Origin of the sequence: Sphingomonas cavernae (genome assembly GCF_003590775.1) — a bacterium.
Classification (GTDB): Bacteria; Pseudomonadota; Alphaproteobacteria; order Sphingomonadales; family Sphingomonadaceae; genus Sphingobium_A; species Sphingobium_A cavernae.
Window position 1 is genome coordinate 53,473 of record NZ_QYUM01000003.1, and the last position, 20,085, is coordinate 73,557.

General features: G+C 64.1%; 16 protein-coding genes and 2 pseudogenes. 7 read left to right on the top strand and 11 right to left on the bottom strand.

All coding sequences use genetic code 11. The annotated features are described in order from the left end of the window. Window positions 1-30 precede the first annotated feature (30 nt). Together D3876_RS07965 and D3876_RS07970 are read left to right on the top strand one after the other, a co-directional pair. Complete coding sequence (locus D3876_RS07965) at window positions 31-870, top strand: hypothetical protein (protein ID WP_119761233.1); 840 nt, start codon at window positions 31-33, stop codon at window positions 868-870. Next, window positions 870-1,697: a zinc-binding metallopeptidase family protein gene (locus tag D3876_RS07970; protein ID WP_119761235.1), complete on the top strand. Its 828-nt coding sequence runs from the start codon at window positions 870-872 to the stop codon at window positions 1,695-1,697. Before D3876_RS07965 ends, D3876_RS07970 begins: the two co-directional genes overlap by 1 nt. Here the strand turns inward: D3876_RS07970 and cobA are convergent. The 9 genes from cobA to D3876_RS08015 form a co-directional block, all read right to left on the bottom strand. Then, the gene (cobA, locus tag D3876_RS07975) at window positions 1,652-2,485 is read right to left on the bottom strand and encodes a uroporphyrinogen-III C-methyltransferase (protein ID WP_119761237.1); all 834 of its coding nucleotides are present in this window, start codon (window positions 2,483-2,485) and stop codon (window positions 1,652-1,654) included. The genes D3876_RS07970 and cobA overlap by 46 nt on opposite strands. Continuing rightward, the gene (locus D3876_RS07980) at window positions 2,478-5,081 is read right to left on the bottom strand and encodes a nitrate reductase (RefSeq protein ID WP_119761239.1); all 2,604 of its coding nucleotides are present in this window, start codon (window positions 5,079-5,081) and stop codon (window positions 2,478-2,480) included. The genes cobA and D3876_RS07980 overlap by 8 nt, the downstream gene beginning before the upstream one ends. 97 nt (window positions 5,082-5,178) lie before the next feature. Next, window positions 5,179-5,517 carry a nitrite reductase small subunit NirD gene (nirD, locus tag D3876_RS07985; protein WP_119761240.1) on the bottom strand — a complete coding sequence of 113 codons (339 nt, stop codon included), beginning with the start codon at window positions 5,515-5,517 and terminating at the stop codon, window positions 5,179-5,181. Next, window positions 5,514-7,994 (bottom strand): nitrite reductase large subunit NirB, encoded by a 2,481-nt coding sequence (nirB, locus tag D3876_RS07990; RefSeq protein ID WP_119761242.1) that lies wholly within the window; start codon window positions 7,992-7,994, stop codon window positions 5,514-5,516. The genes nirD and nirB overlap by 4 nt, the downstream gene beginning before the upstream one ends. A 93-nt stretch (window positions 7,995-8,087) precedes the next feature. After that, entirely contained in the window at window positions 8,088-9,296 is a 1,209-nt protein-coding gene (locus D3876_RS07995; RefSeq protein ID WP_119761244.1) for a nitrate/nitrite transporter, read from the bottom strand. A 286-nt stretch (window positions 9,297-9,582) separates the two neighbouring features. Further along, window positions 9,583-10,782, bottom strand: a complete 1,200-nt coding sequence (locus D3876_RS08000) for an ABC transporter substrate-binding protein (RefSeq protein ID WP_119761246.1) — start codon at window positions 10,780-10,782, stop codon at window positions 9,583-9,585. Then, window positions 10,779-11,360: an ANTAR domain-containing response regulator gene (locus D3876_RS08005; protein ID WP_119761247.1), complete on the bottom strand. Its 582-nt coding sequence runs from the start codon at window positions 11,358-11,360 to the stop codon at window positions 10,779-10,781. The genes D3876_RS08000 and D3876_RS08005 overlap by 4 nt, the downstream gene beginning before the upstream one ends. A 94-nt stretch (window positions 11,361-11,454) precedes the next feature. Beyond that, complete coding sequence (locus D3876_RS08010; RefSeq protein ID WP_119761249.1) at window positions 11,455-12,831, bottom strand: FAD-containing oxidoreductase; 1,377 nt, start codon at window positions 12,829-12,831, stop codon at window positions 11,455-11,457. Then, complete coding sequence (locus D3876_RS08015; RefSeq protein WP_238475300.1) at window positions 12,828-13,292, bottom strand: DUF4126 domain-containing protein; 465 nt, start codon at window positions 13,290-13,292, stop codon at window positions 12,828-12,830. Before D3876_RS08015 ends, D3876_RS08010 begins: the two co-directional genes overlap by 4 nt. Window positions 13,293-13,446: 154 nt before the next feature. Here D3876_RS08015 and D3876_RS08020 point away from each other — a divergent pair. The 3 genes and pseudogenes from D3876_RS08020 to D3876_RS08030 all read left to right on the top strand — a co-directional run. Beyond that, window positions 13,447-13,797, top strand: a pseudogene (locus D3876_RS08020) (YciI family protein); the annotation flags it as partial. Between the two features lie 126 nt (window positions 13,798-13,923). Continuing rightward, entirely contained in the window at window positions 13,924-15,186 is a 1,263-nt protein-coding gene (locus tag D3876_RS08025; RefSeq protein ID WP_119761253.1) for an RNA polymerase sigma factor, read from the top strand. A gap of 466 nt (window positions 15,187-15,652) precedes the next feature. Then, window positions 15,653-15,910, top strand: a complete 258-nt coding sequence (locus D3876_RS08030) for a hypothetical protein (RefSeq protein WP_119761255.1) — start codon at window positions 15,653-15,655, stop codon at window positions 15,908-15,910. Between the two features lie 62 nt (window positions 15,911-15,972). Here D3876_RS08030 and aptA read toward each other — a convergent pair whose 3' ends face one another. Continuing rightward, window positions 15,973-17,304 carry an omega-aminotransferase AptA gene (gene aptA / locus D3876_RS08035; RefSeq protein ID WP_119761257.1) on the bottom strand — a complete coding sequence of 444 codons (1,332 nt, stop codon included), beginning with the start codon at window positions 17,302-17,304 and terminating at the stop codon, window positions 15,973-15,975. 163 nt (window positions 17,305-17,467) lie between these two features. Between aptA and D3876_RS08040 the strand changes: the two genes are divergently transcribed. Further along, window positions 17,468-18,016 (top strand): cupin domain-containing protein, encoded by a 549-nt coding sequence (locus D3876_RS08040; protein ID WP_119761259.1) that lies wholly within the window; start codon window positions 17,468-17,470, stop codon window positions 18,014-18,016. A 1,069-nt stretch (window positions 18,017-19,085) separates the two neighbouring features. Continuing rightward, window positions 19,086-19,805, top strand: a complete 720-nt coding sequence (locus tag D3876_RS08055) for a response regulator transcription factor (RefSeq protein ID WP_119761264.1) — start codon at window positions 19,086-19,088, stop codon at window positions 19,803-19,805. Here the strand turns inward: D3876_RS08055 and D3876_RS08060 are convergent. Beyond that, window positions 19,788-20,036, bottom strand: a pseudogene (locus D3876_RS08060) (transposase); the annotation flags it as partial. The gene D3876_RS08055 and the pseudogene D3876_RS08060 sit on opposite strands and share 18 nt — an antisense overlap. Window positions 20,037-20,085 lie beyond the last annotated feature (49 nt).

Genomic DNA, 20,085 nt, shown 5'->3' on the forward strand with positions numbered 1-20,085 from the left:
CCTTTTCATTAGGTAAGGGGAGGGAACCAGATGACCTATCTGGCGCGCTATGAGGCGGGCGAGCATGAAGCGGTCTGGGTGGAACTGCGCGCGCTGGGGAATCGGGCCCTAGAGGCTGACATACTGAGCGATGCAAGGCAGGTCGCCGATGCGACGATGCGGCGCGTACGCGCCAATCTCCAGCGGATCGAGGCGGGGTTGCACGCGACCGGTTATGCGTTTTTGTCGAGCGCACCGCAGCCGCTCAGCGCCGACGAAGCGATTTCGGCCACGCGGCGGGCGGCGGAGGAAACCGTGCGCAACCTTGGGCTCGACCCCGCAACGACCGCGCAGCTACTGGCGTCGCTCGATCAGACCTTGGGGTCCGCGCAACTGCCCTGCAACAGCAATGACGCGCCGCGCGAGTCGTTGCGTGTTTCCGCGCTGGGCGATCCCGGTTTGTACGTCGACCAGCTCGATCGGTTTGAGCGCATGGCGGGACCCGCCCCGCTCGCCTTGGGTAGCTTCTGGCGTATCGTGGGGTGGGCGGACTTCACCGGAAGATCGCCAACCGTCGATGCGACCAGAACGTTGGCTCAGCCGCTCGTCGTCATGCCGCCGGCCATGCTTGCCGACGACTATGAGGCGCATGTGGAGGACAATGGCAGCGCGGCGGGCTTCATGATCGAGCTCGTCGCCGATGCCGCGGAGACCGACCTCAATCCTCTGGCCGAAGTGCCGATGACCAGCGCAACCGATGTGCGGCTGCCAGACGGCGAATGGTTCGTAGACTATCTGCGCAGGGCGACACGCGCCGCGGCGTTTCCCGGCCTTGGTCCAAAGCTGCCCCAAGAACTTGCTAAGATCGCAATGGCGTGGGAGCCGTTCTGATGCGTTGGTTGCTTGCAATTGCGCTGGTTGCGTTCAGCGTGCCGGCGCCGGCGCCGGCGCAGAAGCGCCTTTCTTGCGCGCCGCTGCCGGGAATCGAGTCGGTGATCGCCAAACCCGACCTCGATTTCATTTTGTTCGGCGAATATCATGGAACCATAGACATGCCCGCCCTGTTCGGCGACGCGGTCTGCAACGCCGCAATGACCCGACGGCCGCTCGTGGTCGGCATTGAGCTGACGCCTTCGGATCAATCGGCTATAGACGTCTTCATGGCGTCTCGCGGAACGGCGGCGGCAAGGACCGCGTTGCTGGCGGCGCCTGGCTGGCGCGAGGAAGGTGGGCGTACGACGACAGCGATCCTGGATCTGCTCGAGTCCATACGACGCATTGGCGAACATCATTCGGTTCGGGTTATCGCTTTCGACATGTTGCCGGAGCCGGGCACGTCGGCGCGGCGTGAACAGGCGATGGCGGACGCTCTAATCCAGGCGCGAAACGCGACGCGGGGGAGCCTCGTTATCGCGTTCACCGGCATCGGCCATGCGGACAAGACGGGATGGACATCCCAAACGCCTCCGTTCGCCTCGGCCGCGCAACTCTTACCCGCCGAGCGGACGCTGAGCTTCGCCTTTGCCCGGCCTGGCGGTGCGTTCTGGGGCTGCCGACCGGCCAATGGCGGCACGCCAGAAGGTTGCAAACGCTATGAAATGCCGGTTCGCGAGCCGGTATCGCCACGCGGGATCGTTCTCAATTCAGGCGTCCGCACGGGTTTTGACGGTGTCTATTCGGTTGGACGGCAGTACCGTGCATCGCGGCCAGCCTTGTGAACCTCGAAGTTGCTCCGGGATTCTCCAGCCCGGCGGGAACGCTTCTGAACGCAGATGGCCGCGACCGCCTGGCCGATCAGGAGCAATGCGGGCGCGTCGGGCAGCGTTGCCATCGCAGCGAACGGCAACAGGTCGAGCCTTGTGTGCAGCAATTGCTCGTCGGGAAGGCTGACATTGGCCGCGATCAGCACGGGCGTGTCGGGCGCGAGGCCATGCGCCATCAACTGATCGGAGAGGTCGCGCGCCGCTGACCGGCCCATATAGATGGCGAGTGTGGCGTCGGGATCGGCGAGCGCCGGCCAGTCGAGCGACAGCGGTTCGCCAGCCCGCAGATGCGCAGTGACGAACTGCAGACGGCGCGCCAGCCCGCGCAGTGTCAGCGAAATGCCCGCGCTGGCAGCGGCCGCGCTCGCCGCGGTGATGCCCGGACATATCCGCACGCTGATGCCGTGCTCGGCAAGCCGCGCCATCTCCTCGGTGGAGCGGCCGAAGATCGAGGGATCGCCGCCCTTCAGCCGAACAACACATTCGCCATCGAGCGCTGCCTTCACCAGCAGATCGTTGATCGTCGCCTGATCCTTCGAATGGCGCCCCGATCGCTTGCCGACCGGAACGAGGCGCACATGATCGGGCACAAGCGCAAGCACGCCGGGGCCGACCAGTGCGTCGTAAAAGACAATGCTCGCGGCACGGATCAGCCTTTCGGCCTTGCGCGTCAGCAAGTCGGGATCGCCGGGGCCAGCGCCGACCAGCCAGACCTCGCCGGATGCGATCAGGTCGTCAGCCATTGGCCACCTCCTTCGTCTCCACGATCAACCGCTGGATCGCGGGGCGGCACGATCCGCAGTTAGTGCCGGCGGACAGCGCGGCGCCAACCGCCTCGACACTGGTCAGCGCCTGATCGGTGATCGCGGCCATGATCTGCTTCATGCCGACATCGAAGCAGACGCAGACGATCGGGCCGCGATCGGGCGCGGGCTTTGCGGGACGACCGGCGAGCAGCGCCATTGCGGACTCTGCCTCGGCGGCCTCGAGCTGGCCGATCAGCCAGTCGCGCTGCGGCAGGCTGCCGGTGCGCGAAATGTAAAGCGCGGCCTTGAGTCGGCCATGATCGAGCACGGCGACCCGCATCTGGCCGCGCGCCGCGTCGGAGGCCTCGATGCGTTCGCCCTTGGGCAGGAGCGTCCTGGCGAGCGCGGCCGGGTCGCCATTGCCCGAAAACTCGACGAGCCAGCCCTGGGGAACGCGGACGCGGGTCGCATAAGCGGCGTCAATCTGTGTCGGCACCTCGTGCGCGACGAGGAAGCCACGCCATTCGACCGGGAATGGCTCGACGCGCACCGGGGTCGACTTGAAACCGGGCTGACCCGAATGCGGATCGACGAGGGGGCGGGGGAGCAGTCCGGTGCGCCCCCCCGTGGATTGCTGGTCGGTCCAGTGGATCGGTGCGAACACTTCGCCGCGACGCTGGCCATCGGCAAAAGCCGCGCGGTAGATGCTTGCGCCCTGCGCGGTCGAAACGCGCGCGAGATCGCCCTCGACGATGCCCAGTTCCGCCGCGTCCTCGGGATGGATCTCGATCAGCGGCTCCTGACGGTGGCGCGCGAGCTTTGGTGACAGGCCGGTGCGCGTCATGGTGTGCCATTGGTCGCGATAGCGCCCCGTGTTGAGCGTCATCGGCCAGTCCTTGAGCGACGGCGCGATCGGCCCCTGCTCGACGTTCACCAGCCGCGCCTTGCCGTCAGCGGTCGGGAAGCGGCCATCAGCGAAGGGTGTGCCGCCCCAGCGCCAGGGCTCCATCGCGTCATAAGCCGCATTGCCGATCGCGGCATGCTGGCCGATGTCGAACAGGCGCTTGCCCCCATTCTGATAGGCCGAAAGGCGTGCGTGTTCGCGATAGATGTCGGCAGGGCGTTCATAGGAAAAGGCGGTTTTCCAGCCCATGCGGCGGCCGACTTCGGTGATGATCCACCAATCCGCCCTGACCTCGCCGGGGCGGGCGAAAAGCGGGCGCTGGCGGCTGATCGTGCGATCGGAGTTGGTGACGGTGCCGTCTTTCTCGCCCCAGCCCGCCGCGGGCAGCTTCACATGCGCGTAGCGGCTGGTATCGGTTTCGGAGATGCAGTCGGAGACTACGACGAAAGGACAGGCGGAAAGCGCCTCGCGGACCATAGCAGCGTCGGGCAGGCTGACCGCAGGGTTGGTCGCCATCACCCAGAGCGCCTTGATGCGACCCTCACGGATGCTGCGGAACAGGTCGACCGCTTTGAGGCCGGGTTTGGCGGCAACGGTCTTCACACCCCAGAAGCGCGCGACGCGCGCCACATTGTCGGGCGCGAAATCCATGTGCGCGGCGAGCGTGGAGGCGAGGCCGCCGACCTCGCGCCCGCCCATCGCATTGGGTTGTCCGGTGATCGAGAAGGGGGCCGCGCCGGGCCTGGCGATCCGGCCCGTCGCGAGATGGACGTTGAGGATCGCGTTGACCTGATCGGTGCCGCGCAGCGACTGGTTGATGCCCTGGCTGAACAGCGTGATCGTGCGCGGATGCGCGGCGAACAGATCGAAGAAGCGCTGGAGATCGGCGGGCGCGATATCGCAGGTCTTCGCCACCGACCAGAGGTCATTGCCCTCATCAAGCGTATCCCAGAATCCCTCGGGGACGTTGACGCTGGCGTCGATAAAGGCCTCGTCGACCAGTCCGCCGCGTCTGCAATGCGCGAGCAGCCCGTTCATCAGCGCGACGTCGGTGCCGGGCCTGAGCGCGAGGTGGAGATCGGCATCCTCGCAGGTCTCGGTCCGGCGCGGATCGATCACCACGAGCTTCGCACCGCGTGCCGCGCGGGCGGCCTGGATGCGCTGATAGACGATCGGGTGGCACCATGCGGTGTTGGAGCCGATCAGGACGAACAGGTCGGCCTGATCGAGATCCTCATAGCTGGCGGGCACAATGTCCTCGCCAAAACCGCGGATATGCCCCGCGACCGCGCTCGACATGCACAGGCGCGAATTGGTGTCGATATTCGCCGAGCCGACGAAGCCCTTCATCAGCTTGTTGGCGACGTAATAATCTTCGGTGAGCAACTGCCCTGAGACGTAGAAGGCGACGCTGTCGGGTCCGTGGCGTGCGATCGTTTCCGAAAAGCGGCGCGCGACGTGGTCCAGCGCCTTGCCCCAGCTCGCTGGCTTGCCGCCGATCTCAGGATGGAGCAGGCGCCCTTCCAGGCTGACGGTCTCACCCAGATGTGTGCCCTTTGAGCAGAGCCGGCCGGCATTGGCGGGGTGATCGGGATCACCTCTGATCTCGATCTGGCGCTCGCCCGTCCGCGTCGCAGAGATCCCGCAGCCGACACCGCAATAGGCGCAGGTGGTGCGGATTGGGTTCATCGCCGAAACTTCCGTTCGTCCCGAGCGAAGTCGAGGGACGTCAGCGCCAAACGTGTCTCGACTTCGTTCGACACGAACGGGGCTGGAAACCGAACCATTACGCCGCCTGCCTCAATGTGCTTTCACGGCAGATCATCACCCGCCCGCTCAGCACCTGCACGGGGATCGTCGGCGTGCAGCCGACATCGGCGCCCTGCGCTTCGCCCGTGGACAGCGAGATCACCCAGTTGTGCAGCGGGCAGGCGACGCTGTCGCCGTGGACGATGCCCTGGCTGAGCGGTCCCTTCTTGTGCGGGCACTTGTTGACAAGCGCATAGACGCGGTTCGCGCCGGTACGGAAGACCGCGATCTCGTCGCCGCCTTCGACAGGGACGGTGCGTGCGCCGCGCAGCGGAATGTCTTCGAGTGCGCCGACGTCGAGCCAATCACCGGTCATGTCTCTGCTCCTTCCAGCGTCTTGATCGGGCGGACTTCGGCCAAAGGCCGGTGGAGAAGATCGCGCGCGTCGCCCGCCGCACGTTCGGCCCAGGGATCATCCTGCATGAACTGCTGGCTGCACCAGAAGCGCGCGGCGAGCTCGTCGCGCAGCGCCGCATCGTCGACGAGGCGCTCCTTCACATAAGCCAGCCCGACGCGCTCGATCCAAGGCGCCGTGCGTTCCAGATAGCGCGCCTCCTCACGGTAGAGCTGGACGAAGGCGGCGGCGTAATGCATCGCCTCCTCCTCGGTCTCGACCTTGACGAGCAGATCGGTCGTGCGGACATGGATGCCGCCATTGCCGCCGATATGGAGCTCATAGCCCGAGTCCACGCAGACCACGCCGAAGTCCTTGATCGTCGCCTCCGCGCAGTTCCGCGGGCAGCCAGAGACCGCCATCTTGAACTTGTGCGGCATCCAGCTTCCCCAGAAGCCGCGCTCCAGCTTGACCCCAAGTCCCGTCGAATCCTGCGTGCCGAAACGACACCATTCGGAGCCCACGCACGTCTTCACGGTGCGCAGCGCCTTGCCATAGGCATGGCCCGAAACCATGCCTGCCGCATTCAGATCGGCCCAGACCGCGGGCAAGTCTTCCTTCTTGATCCCGAAGATGTCGAGCCGCTGGCCGCCGGTGACCTTGACCATCGGCGCGTCGTATTTCTCGACGACATCGGCGATCGCGCGGAGTTCCTGTGGGGTGGTGAGCCCGCCCCACATGCGCGGCACGACCGAATAGGTGCCGTCCTTCTGGATGTTGGCGTGCATGCGCTCGTTGACGAAGCGGCTCTGCTGATCGTCGACATAATCTCCGGGCCAGGCGCAGAGCAGGTAATAGTTGAGCGCCGGGCGGCAGGAGGAGCAGCCATCGGGCGTGCTCCAGTGCAGCTCCTGCATCACCTGCGGAATCGCCTTGAGCTCTTTCTCGAGGATGAGCTTGCGCACTTCGTCATGGCCGAAGCTGGTGCACTTGCACATCGTCTTCGTCGCACGCTCGCCCGAATAGTCGTCGCCGAGCGTGACCGCGAGCAGCGTCTCGACCAGCCCGGTGCAGGAACCGCACGACGCCGAAGCCTTTGAACATGTGCGCACCGCATCGAGCGTGCACGCGCCGCCCTCGATCGCCGCGACGACCTTGCCCTTGCTGACGCCGTTGCAGCCGCAGATTTCCGCATCGTCGGAAAGCGCCGCAACGGCAGCCTTAGGGTCCGCCGCGCCCCCTCCCTGGGCGAAAGCCTGACCGAAGATGAGCGCGTCGCGGATCTCCGCAATGTCCTCGCCCCTCTTCAGCAGGTCGAAATACCAGTTGCCGTCGGCGGTGTCGCCATAGAGCACCGCGCCGACGATGCGGTCGTCCTTGACGATCACGCGCTTGTAAACGCCGCGCGAGGCGTCGCGCAGCACGATGTCCTCGGCGCCGTCACTCCCTGAGAAATCGCCTGCCGAGAAGACGTCGAGCCCCGCAACCTTCAATTTGGTCGAGGTGACTGAGCCCTTATAGCCCGTCGGCTGTTCGGTCATCCCGTCGGCGAGCGCGCGGCACATGTCCCACAAGGGAGCGACCAGGCCATAGACCTGACCGTCATGTTCCACGCACTCGCCGACGGCGAGGATGTCGGGGTCTGATGTGACCATATGATCATCCACATGGATGCCCCGCCCGATCGAAAGCCCTGACTCTCTTGCAAGCTTCACGTTCGGGCGGATGCCCACTGCCATCACCACCAGGCTCGCCGGGATCTCGCGTCCGTCCTTGAGCCTGACTCCCTCGACCTTCCCCTCTCCAACGATTTCGGCGGTGTCCGCGCCGGTCAGTATCGTCTGCCCGCGCGCCTCGAGCGCCGATTTGAGAAGCCATCCCGCCGCTTCGTCGAGCTGGCGTTCCATCAAGGTCGACATCAGGTGAATGACGGTGACCTTCATGCCCCTGAGCGTCAGCCCGTGCGCCGCCTCAAGCCCGAGAAGGCCGCCGCCGATCACGACCGCGTCGCCACCGGCGTCGGCCGCGCGCAGCATCGCGTCGACATCGTCCATGTCGCGGAAGCTGACGACGCCGGGCAGATCCTTGCCTGGCACCGGTATGATGAAAGGATCGGAGCCGGTGCTGATTAGCAGTTTGTCATAGGATGTGAGCACGCCCGACGCCGTGGTGACCGTATTCGCCTCGCGATCGATCGCGGCGATCGCATCCCCCGCGACCAGCGTGATACCATTGTCGTCGTACCACGCGCGGTCGTTGATCACGATGTCGTCGAAGCTCTTCTCGCCGGCGAGCAGTGGCGAGAGCATGATGCGATTGTAGTTCACACGCGGTTCGGCGCCGAAGATCGTGATCCGGTAGCGGCCCGGATCGCGCGCGAGGATTTCCTCGACCGCGCGGCAGCCTGCCATGCCGTTGCCGATCACGACAAGATGCTCGCGCTTGATAGGGTGGGTCATCTCATTCCTCACAAAACATGATCGAGCTGGAGCCAGAATTTTCGGGGGCGGCGCAACCGACGGGGAGGACCTGCAAGGGAGGAAGCGCGCGCATCAGATGCGCGCTCCCTCGAGCGTCGCGCCCCAGGTCGCGCGCCACTTCTGCTTCACCAGCGTCAGGCTGGCGAGTGCGGCGAGCGCCAGTCCCGCGAAGATCAGGAAGCCCCATTGCGGGCTGCCGGTGAGCTGCTTGGCCAGGCCGAGCGAGGAGGCGAGGTAGAAACCGCCGACTCCGCCCGCAAAGCCGACCAGCCCGGTCATCACGCCAATCTCGTCGCGGAAGCGCTGCGGTACGAGCTGAAAGACCGCGCCGTTGCCCGCGCCCAGCGCCAGCATGGCGACCACGAACAGCCCCAATGCCATCGCGACGGTCGTCGGCCCGGTGCTGATCGCCGCGAGCGTGACCGCGGCAACAGCATAGACCAGCGAAAGCGTGCGGGTGCCGCCGATCCGGTCGGCAAGCGCGCCGCCCATGGGCCGGATCATCGAGCCAGCGAACACGCAGGCGGCGGTGCAATAGCCTGCAACGACGGGGGTCAGGCCGAACTGATCGGTGAAATAGATGCTCAAGCTGGCGGCGAGCCCGACAAAGCCGCCAAAGGTGACCGAATAGAAGAACATCAGCCACCACGCGTCGGCATGCTTCAACGGTGCGAGATAGGAAGCGAATGGCTTGGGCGCGGGCGCATTGGGCGCATCCTTTGCCAGCACCATATAGACGACGAAGGTGATCGCGAGCGGGATCACTGCGAGCCCGAGCACGGCGTTCCAGCCGAACAGCTTGGCGAGAATCGGCGCGAAGAGCGCGGCGAGTACGGTGCCCGAATTGCCCATGCCCGCAATGCCCAGCGCGGTCCCCTGGTGCTCCGCTGGATACCAGCGGCTCGCAAGCGGCAGCGCCACCGCGAAGCTCGCGCCGGCAAAGCCGAGGATGATGCCGAGCGCGATCGTTCCGGCAAAGCTGGTCACGCCGAACGCCCACGCGGTCCCGAGCCCGGCGATCACGATGATCTGGCCGATTGCACCGGTCATCTTGGGGCCGATGCGGTCGACCAGCAGCCCGTTGACGAGCCGCAGGATCGCGCCCGCAAGCGTCGGCACCGCGACCATGAAGCCCTTCTCGGCGGCGTTCAGGCCGAGATCCTGCGCGATGCTGGGCGCCAGCGGCCCAAGCAGCACCCACACCATGAAAGCGAGGTCGAAATAGAGAAACGCTGCGAACAATGTTGGTCGGTGGCCAGCGGCCCAGAATCCCTTGTTCATCCCAATCCTCCGCAATCCGATACGGCGGCAGCACGGTGAGGCGCGCCAGTCGTCCGGGCATGAAAAAAGCCGCCTCGAAGCGCGGTCATGTGCGGGACCGGTTCGGGCGGCGTCGTTGCCTGTCGCGAGCATCCAATGGCGGGTGTCGCGCGAGGGTGCGTCCGCCATTGGACGCTCCCTGTTATTTCGTATCCGGACTTCGTCGCCCGAATGTCAGAAAGCTGTCATGATTCGCGCTGCAGCGCAAGATGGTTTTTGCGCGGTGCAGCATTTTGCAATCAGGGGATTAGCCCTGGGCGAGATACTCCTCGGCGCGGTCCGGGTCGAAGCGACGTCCGTCGAAGAAGGTGTCGGGGCCGAGGATCAGGCGACCGCTTACCGAGCTGGCGCCCAAGGGCTGTTCGATCGCGCCTTCCACCTTGGCGCTGGCCGTCGGCAGGATCGCGTCGGTGCCCGCGAGCGCGGCACGATAGATGTCGGGACGGAACACCGCGGCCGCCGCCTCGAAACCCTGGCTGTCGAGCGGCGCGTGGTTCCAACGGACCATCTGCGAATAGAGCCACATCGCCTGGCTCCGCCACGGGAAATTGGCCGCTTCGCGGTGGAGCACGAGAAAATCCGTGATGGCCGTCGGCGCCTGGCCCTGGGCGAGCACCATGCGGTTCGAAAGCGCCCGCGCGATGAGTTCGGCGGAGCGGTCGATATAGGCAGGCTTGGCCAGGACCTTGGCCACCTCGTCACGGCGCTGGCGATCGGCGACGAGCTTGCCCGCGGCGTGCAGCGCGCGCAGCAACGCCGCCACCTCGTCGCGGCGCTCATCAAGCGTCTGGCGGCGGAAGGCGAGCAGCTTTTCGACGCCGCGGCTCCAGATTCGCGCGGTCGCAGCCACGATCACCCCGACGCCGCGCTCGACCGCGACGCTGTTCCAAGGCTCGCCGACACAGGATCCGTCAATCTCACCCACTTCGAGCGCTTCGGCCACGAAGGGGGGCGGCACCACGACGATCTCGACATCGTGATCGGGGTCGCAGCCCGAGGCGGCGAGCCAGTAGCGCAGCATGTAATTATGGCTTGAATAGCGGTGGACCACCGCAAAGCGCAGTTTGCGCCCAGCTTTGGCCTCGGCGCGGGCCACCTCGGCGAGCCGCTGTCCTGTCGCCGCCACGTCGTCCACCGCGCCTTCACCCAGCAGCGCGGCGATTCGCGGGCTCACCGTTACCGCATTGCCGTTGAGCCCAAGCATGAATGGCGCGCCGAGGGGCACCGCGGGCCGGTCGAGCCCAAGCGAGGTCGCGATTGCGAGCGGCGCGAGCAGATGCGCCGCATCGGTCTGGCCATAGATCAGCCGGTCGCGCACCGTCGCCCAGCTCGGATCCTTGACCAGTTCGATCGAAACGCCCTCGGCCTTCGCCAGCTCGAATTCGTGCGCGACGATGGGCAGAACGCTGTCGACGAGCGGCAGGAAGCCGATCCTGAAGATGCTCATGAATCCCCTCCCAGCAATGCGTCCGCGGTCACCAGCGCCTCCGCGATCTCCGCAATGCGCCGGCCACTGTCCATCGCCTGCTTCCGCAGAAGCGCGTAGGCTGCCGGCTCGTCTATCCCGCGCCGTTTCATCAGCACGGCCTTGGCCCGGTCGACGACCTTGCGATCGGCGAGCGCCGACTGCGCTTCGGCGAGTTCGGTCTGGAGCCGCGAAAACGCCTTGAAGCGCCGGACCGCCAGCTCGAGAATAGGCTTGATACGGTCCTTGCGAAGCCCGTCGACGACATAGGCTGAAATCCCTGCATCGACGGCTTCGGCAATGGAATGCTCGTCCGACTGGTCGACGAACATCGCGATGGGCCGCGCAAGCGCGCGCGACAGCGCGAAGCTTTCCTCGAGCATGTCGCGGCCCGGATTCTCCAGGTTGATGAGCACGACGTCGGGCGCGAGTCCCTCGAGCCGCGCGACGAGGCCGCGACGCTCGACGAGAATCGAAATGTCGCTAAGCCCTGCTTCGCGCAGGCCCTCCTCGATGACGGCGGCGCGCGCAGGGCTTTCGTCCACGATCGCGATCTTCAGCCCGGCCTCCTGTTGCAGTGCAACAGGCTCTATGTCCGGAGAGGCGAACGCGCAAGAATGCTTCGCGTCCGGAGGCGCTGAAGAGGAAAAATGTTCAGCCGGCCGGTTTCAGGTCGCCGAGCAGCGTCGGAATGAGTTCGGAAACCGTGGGATGGATCGGCACCGCCCATTGGAGTTCGCGATAGCCGGCGTCGAGATTCATCGTGTCGAGAATGCCGTGGATGGCCTCGTCTCCGCCCGTCCCAAGGATCGCCGCGCCCAGTATCCGCCTGGTCTCGGCATCGGTCACGACCTTCATGAAGCCCTTGGTTTCGTCCTTCTCGACCGCGCGGCCGACGCTCGTCATCGGGCGCTTCGAGACGAGCAGCGGCCGCCCCGAGCCGCGCGCCTCGGTTTCGGTCATGCCCACCCGGCCCAGCGGCGGATCGATGTAGAGCGCATAGCCGAGAATGCGGTCGCTGAGCTTGCGGTCCTCACCGTCGAGCAGATTGGCGGCGATGATCTCGAAATCATTGTACGCGGTGTGGGTAAAGGCGCCGCGGCCATTGCAGTCGCCCATCGCCCAGATCCCTCGCACGCTGGTCTGCAACCGGTCGTCGACGGTGATATAGCCGCGCGCGTCGGTTGCGACGCCTGTTTTGTCGAGGCCGAGGTCGTGCGTATTGGGCGCCCGCCCGATCGCGAGCATAACATGGCTGCCGATCACCTCCGGATCACCCGTCGTGCAGTCGACGCCAACCCCGATGCCGTTTTCGCGTTGTGCAAAGCTGATGCATTCCGCCCTGGTGCGGATCGCGATTCCCTCGTCCTCGAGAATGGCGCGGATTGCGTCGGAAACGTCCTCGTCCTCACGCGCGATCAGGCGGGGCCCCTTTTCGACGATCGTGAGCCGCGCGCCGAAGCGGCGATACATCTGTGCGAATTCGAGCCCGATATAACTGCCCCCGACGACGACCAGATGCTCGGGCAGGGTGTCGAGATCGAGGATCGACGTGTTGGTGAGATAGTCGATCTCTCCGATGCCAGGCATGTCGGGCACGTTCGCGCGCCCGCCGACATTGAGGAAGATGCGCGGCGCGGTCAGCAGTTCTTCGCCAACGCGAATCGTGTCCGCGCTCTCGAAGCGCGCATGGCCTTCGATCACGGTCAGGCCGTCCATGCCGCGCAGCCATTTCTCGACATTGGTACGCGCATTGGTACGGACGGTCTCGGCGCGTCCCTGCACACGCTTCATGTCGATCGCGATGTCGCCGATCATTACGCCGTAATCGCCGCCGCGCCGCGCGAGATACGCCGCATAGGCGCAGGCGACGAGCGCCTTGGTCGGCATGCATCCGGTGTTGACGCATGTCCCGCCGAACAGCTTGCGTTCGACCAGCGCCACCTTCATGCCTGCGCCTGTCAACCGACCCGCGAGCGGCGGGCCGGCCTGACCTGCGCCGATGATGATCGCATCGAACTGGTTGGTCATGACAGGCACCCCAGGATGACAAGCGCGCCCGCGATAGCGACCGCATCCTCGATGAGTGCTGCCGGACGGTCGCGGCCGAAGGTTGCGGCGAGCCGCGCACGCAGTGCCGCGCCGCCATAAGTTCCGATCACCGCGCCGATGACGCCCAAAGCAAGGCCCACGACAAGGACGCCGCCCGAAGCGCCGATGGCCGCCCCGCTCAGTCCGCCGAGCAGGATGCGCGCGCCGAACTGCACTGGCACCTTGCGGCTGGGGGTGGCGGGAAGTTGATCGGTCACCAGCTCGATCAGCGCGAGCACCGCGAAGACCCAGGGCGTGAAGCGCCATCCCATGAAGGCGAGCGGTGTGCCCGTCAGGTCGAGTTCTCCATATGCCGTGGCCAGGCTGACCGCGGCGGGCGCCATCATCGCGCGAAGGCCGGCGATCACGCCGATGAGTAAGGCGAAGGCATAGATCATCATGCGTCTCCTTTGTGCCGTCGGGCGATGCTGCGAGCGAAATGCGTGAAAACAACCTTTAAAAAAATTTGGGCGGCCAATGTCGACTCTGTCGGACCTCGTTCGTCGTAAGGGTAGAAGGCTGCTTGTGGTCTCGATGAATCGAAGGAGAATGGCAATGCGTGTCATGGTTATCGTCAAGGCGACCGAAGACAGCGAAGCTGGCGCCATGCCCACTACCGAGCTGGCCGACGCGATGACGAAGTTCAATGAGGAGCTCGTCAACGCGGGCGTCATGCTCACGGGCGAGGGGCTCAGGCCCTCGTCGCAGGGCAAGCGGGTCGCGTTCGACGGCACGGGACGCACCGTGATCGACGGCCCATTCGCGGAGACACGAGAGCTGGTCGCGGGCTTCTGGCTGTGGGAAGTCAAGGACATGGCCGAGGCGGTCGCGTGGGTGAAGCGTTGTCCCAATCCCATGCCCGGCCCCAGCGAGATCGAGATCCGGCCGGTCGGTGAATTGTCCGATTTCGGCGATGCGCTGACGCCCGAAATCATCGAGCGCGAAGAAAAGCTGCGCGAGCGGCTCGAACAGCGCTGAGGCCAGCCTGCCGCCCCGCTTGCCTTGTCCGGGACATTCCCGGACAAGACAGGCATGGCGGCGAGCGACACCCATCAGGCGATCGAGGCGGTTTTCCGGATCGAGCGGGCCCGGCTCATTGCGGGCCTGGCGCGAATGGTGCGGAGCGTCGACCTGGCCGAGGAACTGGCGCAGGACGCCCTGCTCATCGCGCTCGCCGAATGGCCGGAGACCGGCGTTCCGAACAAGCCCGGTGCCTGGCTGATGGCGGCGGCGAAGCGCCGCGCCATCGACGGTATCCGCCGCGACAAGATGCGCGCGCGCAAGCACGCCGAGATCGCCCGGCAACTGGACGGTGACAGCGATACCACGGTCGAGGAGATCGATGCCGCCATGGACGATGACGTCGGCGACGAGCTGCTCGGCCTGATCTTCACCGCCTGCCACCCGGTCATTTCTGCAGAGGCGCGCGCGGCGCTCACGCTGCGCCTGATCGGCGGGCTGACGACGGATGAGATCGCCCGCGCCTTCCTCGCCAGTGAGCCGGCCGTTGCCCAGCGTATCGTCCGGGCGAAGAAGACGATCGGCAATGCCGGCCTCGCCTTCGAAGTGCCGCGCGGACCCGAACGCGCGGCTCGTCTCGCCTCGGTGCTCGAGGTCATCTACCTCATCTTCAACGAAGGCTATGCGGCCACCGCCGGTGAGGATCTGATCCGTCCGTCGCTGTGCGCCGAGGCGCAGCGGCTCGGCCGCATTCTGGCGGGATTGATGCCCGACGAGCCCGAGGTGCTGGGGCTGCTCGCGCTGATGGAAATCCAGGCTTCGCGCCTGTCCGCGCGCACCGGACCGGATGGTGCCTTCGTGTCCTTGACCGAGCAGAACCGGGCCCGCTGGGACCAGTTGCTCATCCGCCGCGGGCTTGCCGCTCTGGCGCGTGCCGAGGCGCTACGCGGTGCGGACGGCTCCTATGCCCTGCAGGCCGCACTCGCCGCCTGCCATGCTCGCACCCGCCGGGCAGAAGAGACCGATTGGCCGCGGATAGCGGCGCTTTACGATCGCCTGCGCCAGGTCATGCCCTCGCCCGTGGTCGATCTCAACCGGGCTGTGGCCTATAGCATGGCCTTCGGCCCCGAGGCCGGCCTCAGGCTCGTCGATGAGATCGCCGACGTGGCGGCGCTGCGTAACTATGCGCCACTGCCCGCAGCAAGAGGTGATTTCCTGTTTCGTGCCGGCCGCCTTGCCGAAGCCAGGGCGCAGTTCGAAGCCGCGGCAGCCCTTACCCGCAACGCACGAGAGAGAGCTTTCCTTCTCGCCCGCGCGGCGGCCTGCGCCTCTTAGTCACAGCGCAAATTTGATCGCGCGCCAGCCTGCGCCAGAGCGACACCGGAGATAATTCCGTCCTCAAGGTTCAAAAGCGTAGAATTAATGGTCGGGGAGAGAGGATTCGAACCTCCGGCCCCTGCCTCCCGAATACAAGCCCTAAGGCATGAAACCGCGGAAAACAGCCATTTTAAGGTTCCGTGCACACAGAACAGAACTGAGAATAAGTGTCGATTTAGTCCCGATTCACCGGACCGGCACCGGATCATCGTCGTCACGATCCGCACCCTCGTCTATCTCAACGATTGTCGACAGCAAGCCCGCACGGGTCATACAAAATGCGAACAACCGTCGCGGTGGCGTTCAATATCGACGCGTTCGAACTCGACCGGGCTGCAAAGGGCAAGCCTCAACACATCTGCAAGGAAGTTGGAATGCCGAGACGACGCGCAACGAGCGTCTCAACAATATCCTGCAGCATCAAATGGCGCGCTTCACCGAAGCGACGAGGAAGGCCGAGCGCAAGGCCAACGAGGAAGGCAAGATCGATTCGGCACTCGACCTCGATCAATTGGTGACCATCATGGCCATCTTCTGGTCGGGAATCAGCGCGATACGCGTGGACCGGACTTTCGACCTTGAGCAATACCGCGCCGCGACCGGGGCGTTGATACAGCCTTGGCGCGGTGAAGGGCGGAAGCTGCAAGCGCCAAAGCGGCGGCAACCCCGTGTGGAAGCATAGCTTCCGGCCAGCCGTGCCCGGTTTCGTGGCTGGTAGGTGGGTTCGGAGAGCCCCGCGATCGGCTATTGATGAGTGTCCAGCACCTCACCGAGAATGGAGGCCATGCGTTCGATATGGGACGGTTCGGCAATCAACGGCGGTGAGAGGGCGATCGTATCGCCAGTCACGCGGACGAGCAGGCCTCTTTTGAAGCATTCGACAAGCACGTCATACGCGCGCTGCCCGGGTTTCTGCCAGGGGTCGAGTTCGATACCTGCCATCAAGCCAATGGTGCGGACATCGATCACGCCCGGGCGACTCTGGAACTCGTGCAGTGTGTTTTGCCAGAGGTCTGCGAGTTGCGTGACACGGGTGAGAAGCCCTTCCTCCTTGTAAATGCTAAGCGTTGCGAGCCCTGCCGCGCAGGCGGCGGGATGACCCGAGTAGGTGTAGCCGTGATAGAATTCGATTTCGGTTTCGGGACCGACGACGATCGCTTCGTGAATTTGCCGGCTCGCGAACACGGCGCCCATCGGGATCATCCCGTTGGTCAGCCCCTTGGCGGTCGTCACGATGTCCGGCTTGACGCCGAAATAGTCGACGGCGAACGGGGATCCGAGGCGGCCGAATCCTGTTACAACCTCATCGAAGATGAGCAGGATTCCATGCTCGTCGCAAATCGCGCGAAGTCGCTCCAAATACCCATGTGGCGGCAGCAGCACGCCGGTGGAGGCGGCTACCGGTTCAATGATGACGGCCGCGATCGTCTCCGCACCGTGCAGTGCGACCAGGCGCGTCAGATCGTCGGCAAGTTCCGCGCCATATCTGGGCAAGCCGCGCGTAAACGCGTTGCGCTCGAGCCAATGCGTGTGCCGCAGATGATCGGTACCGGGCAGGGACGGGAAGACCCGCCGGTTGTTCACCAGCCCGCCGACCGAAATGCCGCCGAAGCCGACGCCGTGATAGCCGCGTTCGCGCCCGATCAGGCGCGTTCGCGTTCCTTGGCCGATGGCTCGTTGATAGGCGAGGGCTATCTTCAACGCTGTGTCGACCGCCTCAGAGCCAGAATTGGTGAAAAATATCCGGTCAAGCCCGGCGTCGGGGCCCCCGGGCGCGATGCCGGCAAGCTGCTCGGCAAAATCGAAGGCGGCGGGATGCCCCATCTGGAAGCAGGGGGCATAGCCCAGAGTATTGAGCTGGTTTTCGACCGCGTGGGCAATCTCGGGCCGCCCGTGGCCGGCGTTGACGCACCACAGTCCCGCGGTTCCGTCCAGGATGCTCCGGCCGTCGTCGGAGTCGTAGAACATGCCCCGCGCAGCCGTAAGCATGCGCGGTGTTGCCTTGAACTGTCGATTTGCGGTGAAGGGCATCCAGTAATGGGCCAGATTTCGCGCATTGGCGGGCGGTTTATTCATGATGCGTCCTTGCGTCCTTGCGTCCTTGCTTCGCCTATGGAGCGCGACTAGGATTTCGTAACAAGTCTATTTCTTTGAAGAGTTAAGTCATTGTTTTCATAATGGTGAGGATGGGTTTGATGCGCTATATCGAACATGCGCAACGCGCGCGGAGAGAGACCTGATGTCGGTCGATGTTGGCAATCGGCTGCGCTATATCAGGACGCAGCGGGGCCTTTCGCAGCGCCAGCTGGCGAAACGGGTCGGGGTGACCAATTCCACGATCTCGCTGATCGAATCGAACCAGACCAATCCGTCGGTGGGAGCGCTGAAGCGCATTCTCGATGGTATTCCGATCGGCCTCGCGGAGTTTTTTTCGTTCGAGCCCGAAAAGACGGAGAAGGTGTTCTACCGCGCCGACGAATTGGTCGAGATCGGGAAGGGGCCGATTTCCTATCTTCAGATCGGCGAAAATCTGTTCGGACGGGCGTTGCAGATATTGAAGGAGCGTTATGAGCCGGGCGCGACGACCGGCCGCATCCCCATCACACATGACGGCGAGGAAGGAGGCATCATCCTTGCGGGCCGGATGGAGCTGACGGTCGACGGGCGATCCCGAATTCTGGGGCCGGGCGACGCCTATTATTTCGAGAGCCACAGGCAACACCGCTTTCGCTGTATCGGCGACGAGGCCTGCGAACTCGTAAGTGCCTGCTCGCCGCCGTCCTTCTGAGTCAAGCCGGGATGGCATGCGCCATGCCGACGCACGGCCGCGTTGCGCATGTTCTCTATTGCATAACGCGACTATATAAAATCACGAAAAAACAGATTGGTATGTCTGCGAAGTAAACGTCTTGTAAAAAATGTCGGCCGGGGTGCACTTTGCGTGCGACATCCGAGTGGCAGGAAGAATATGGGACGGAAACGGCTACGTGACCTCGGCATTTCGATCGGCGAGATGCCCGTCGGGAAATGGAACGCGATTACCGACGTCCGTCGCAGATGGATCCCGCGATTCTGCAAAAAGAGCCGCAATCAGCCCGGCAATGGGCCCGCGCGCAAGGCGGCCTTCAGACCGCGCTTACTCTCAACCTGGGAAGCGGGGAACATCAAGCTATCGTGAACGGGAAGGGAAGGAATGCCTTTCTGCCTCAGGTCCAACATAACAATCCTGTGAACCGCCATTTGAGTCAATAGTTGTTACTCATATGTCAGAATGTGCATGAACATGCAGGGCAAATGATGCAAGGCACGCCTGACCGGATAATTTCGTCGAGGCGCCGATCCTCTTGATACACAACGCCCGGCATCCTCGTCTTCGGTCCGATGATCCCCGTCACTGATCCACTCCCATTTTCGTCCTTAGATAGCTCATGAAACGAAGCTTCCGTATGATCGAAGGCCATTTTCCATGCGAGCATTTCAGATACCGTCATTTGAGTCAATAAATTTTACCTTTGTGTCAGAATGTGCATGGACATGCCGGGCAAGTGATGCCATCATGATGGCCATTTCCAACAAGTGATGCGATGGCAATGGAGGTATAATGAGCCTTGGTCACCGATCCGAAGGATCTGTCGCAACGACGACGGCCGGCTTGCGCGGCACGATCTGGAACCCCGATCTTCTTCCTGGCGATCGCAGATGGATCCAGCGATTCTGCGAAAATACGCCAGCACCGCTCGTTTCGGAAAAAGCGGCGAATGAAGGATCGCTCGGCGGGCCGGGCGGCACGACAATGGCAATTGTTCGTCTGAACCGCGCAGTCATCGAGGCTGTGAGGTAACAGGGAGATTTTCGATATGAAGCTGGCGATCGTGGACGACGATGCGGGGGATGCGGCGCATGCAAGCAGGATGCTGCGTGAAGCAGGACATGCCATTGAGAGCTTCAGTTCGATTGAAGAATTCAAGCGCCATGTTCGTCGCGACACGTTTGATCTTGCAGTTCTCGATTGGAATATGCCCGAAATGAGCGGAATCGAGCTGCTCACTTGGATTCGGGAGGTCGGCGCACCGGAATTGCCGGTAATCATAGTGACGGCGCGTACCGAGACACAGGACGTCACCATGGCATTGGACGCAGGCGCCGACGATTATGTGACGAAGCCGCTGGCGGGTCCGATCCTGCTCTCGCGGATAAAGGCTGTCGCGCGCAGAACCGTGGCCAAACCCAAAGTGAACGACATTTTATGTGTGAAGGACATTGTGTTGCATGCGGCTTCGGGCAAAGCCCGATTGGCGGCTGACGAGATCCTGCTCACGGCTAAGGAGTTCGAACTGGCGGCCATATTGCTGACCAATCTCGGGCGGGCGTTGTCGCGCAGATATCTTCTAGAAACCATTTGGGGAGCAAATCCCAATGTATTCACGCGTACTGTGGACGCACATATTTCAAAGGTGAGAACCAAGCTTTGCCTACGCCCTGAATGGGGCTTCGCGCTGAGGACGATCTACGGTTATGGCTATCGACTGGAGTCGATCGAAGAAGAGCCCGTCTTGGTCTCATGCGTAACGAGCTAGACGCCTGACGAGGACGATTGCGGCGGCGGCGTGGAGGAAGGCGGTGGCAGAATGGATTGTTCGCTCGAAATCCTTGGCGAGGCGGCGGTTTCGGTTGCTCCAGGCGAAGGTGCGCTCGACGACCCAGCGACGCGGCTGGACGGCGAATCCCGTCTGTTCGAGGAACTTGCGGACGATCTCAATGCCGATCGAGGTGGCGTTGTGGGCGCAGTGGCTGTCGTAGCCGCTGTCGCGAGGCGACGTACTACAACTGGCGCAAGAAGTATGCTGGGTTGATGCC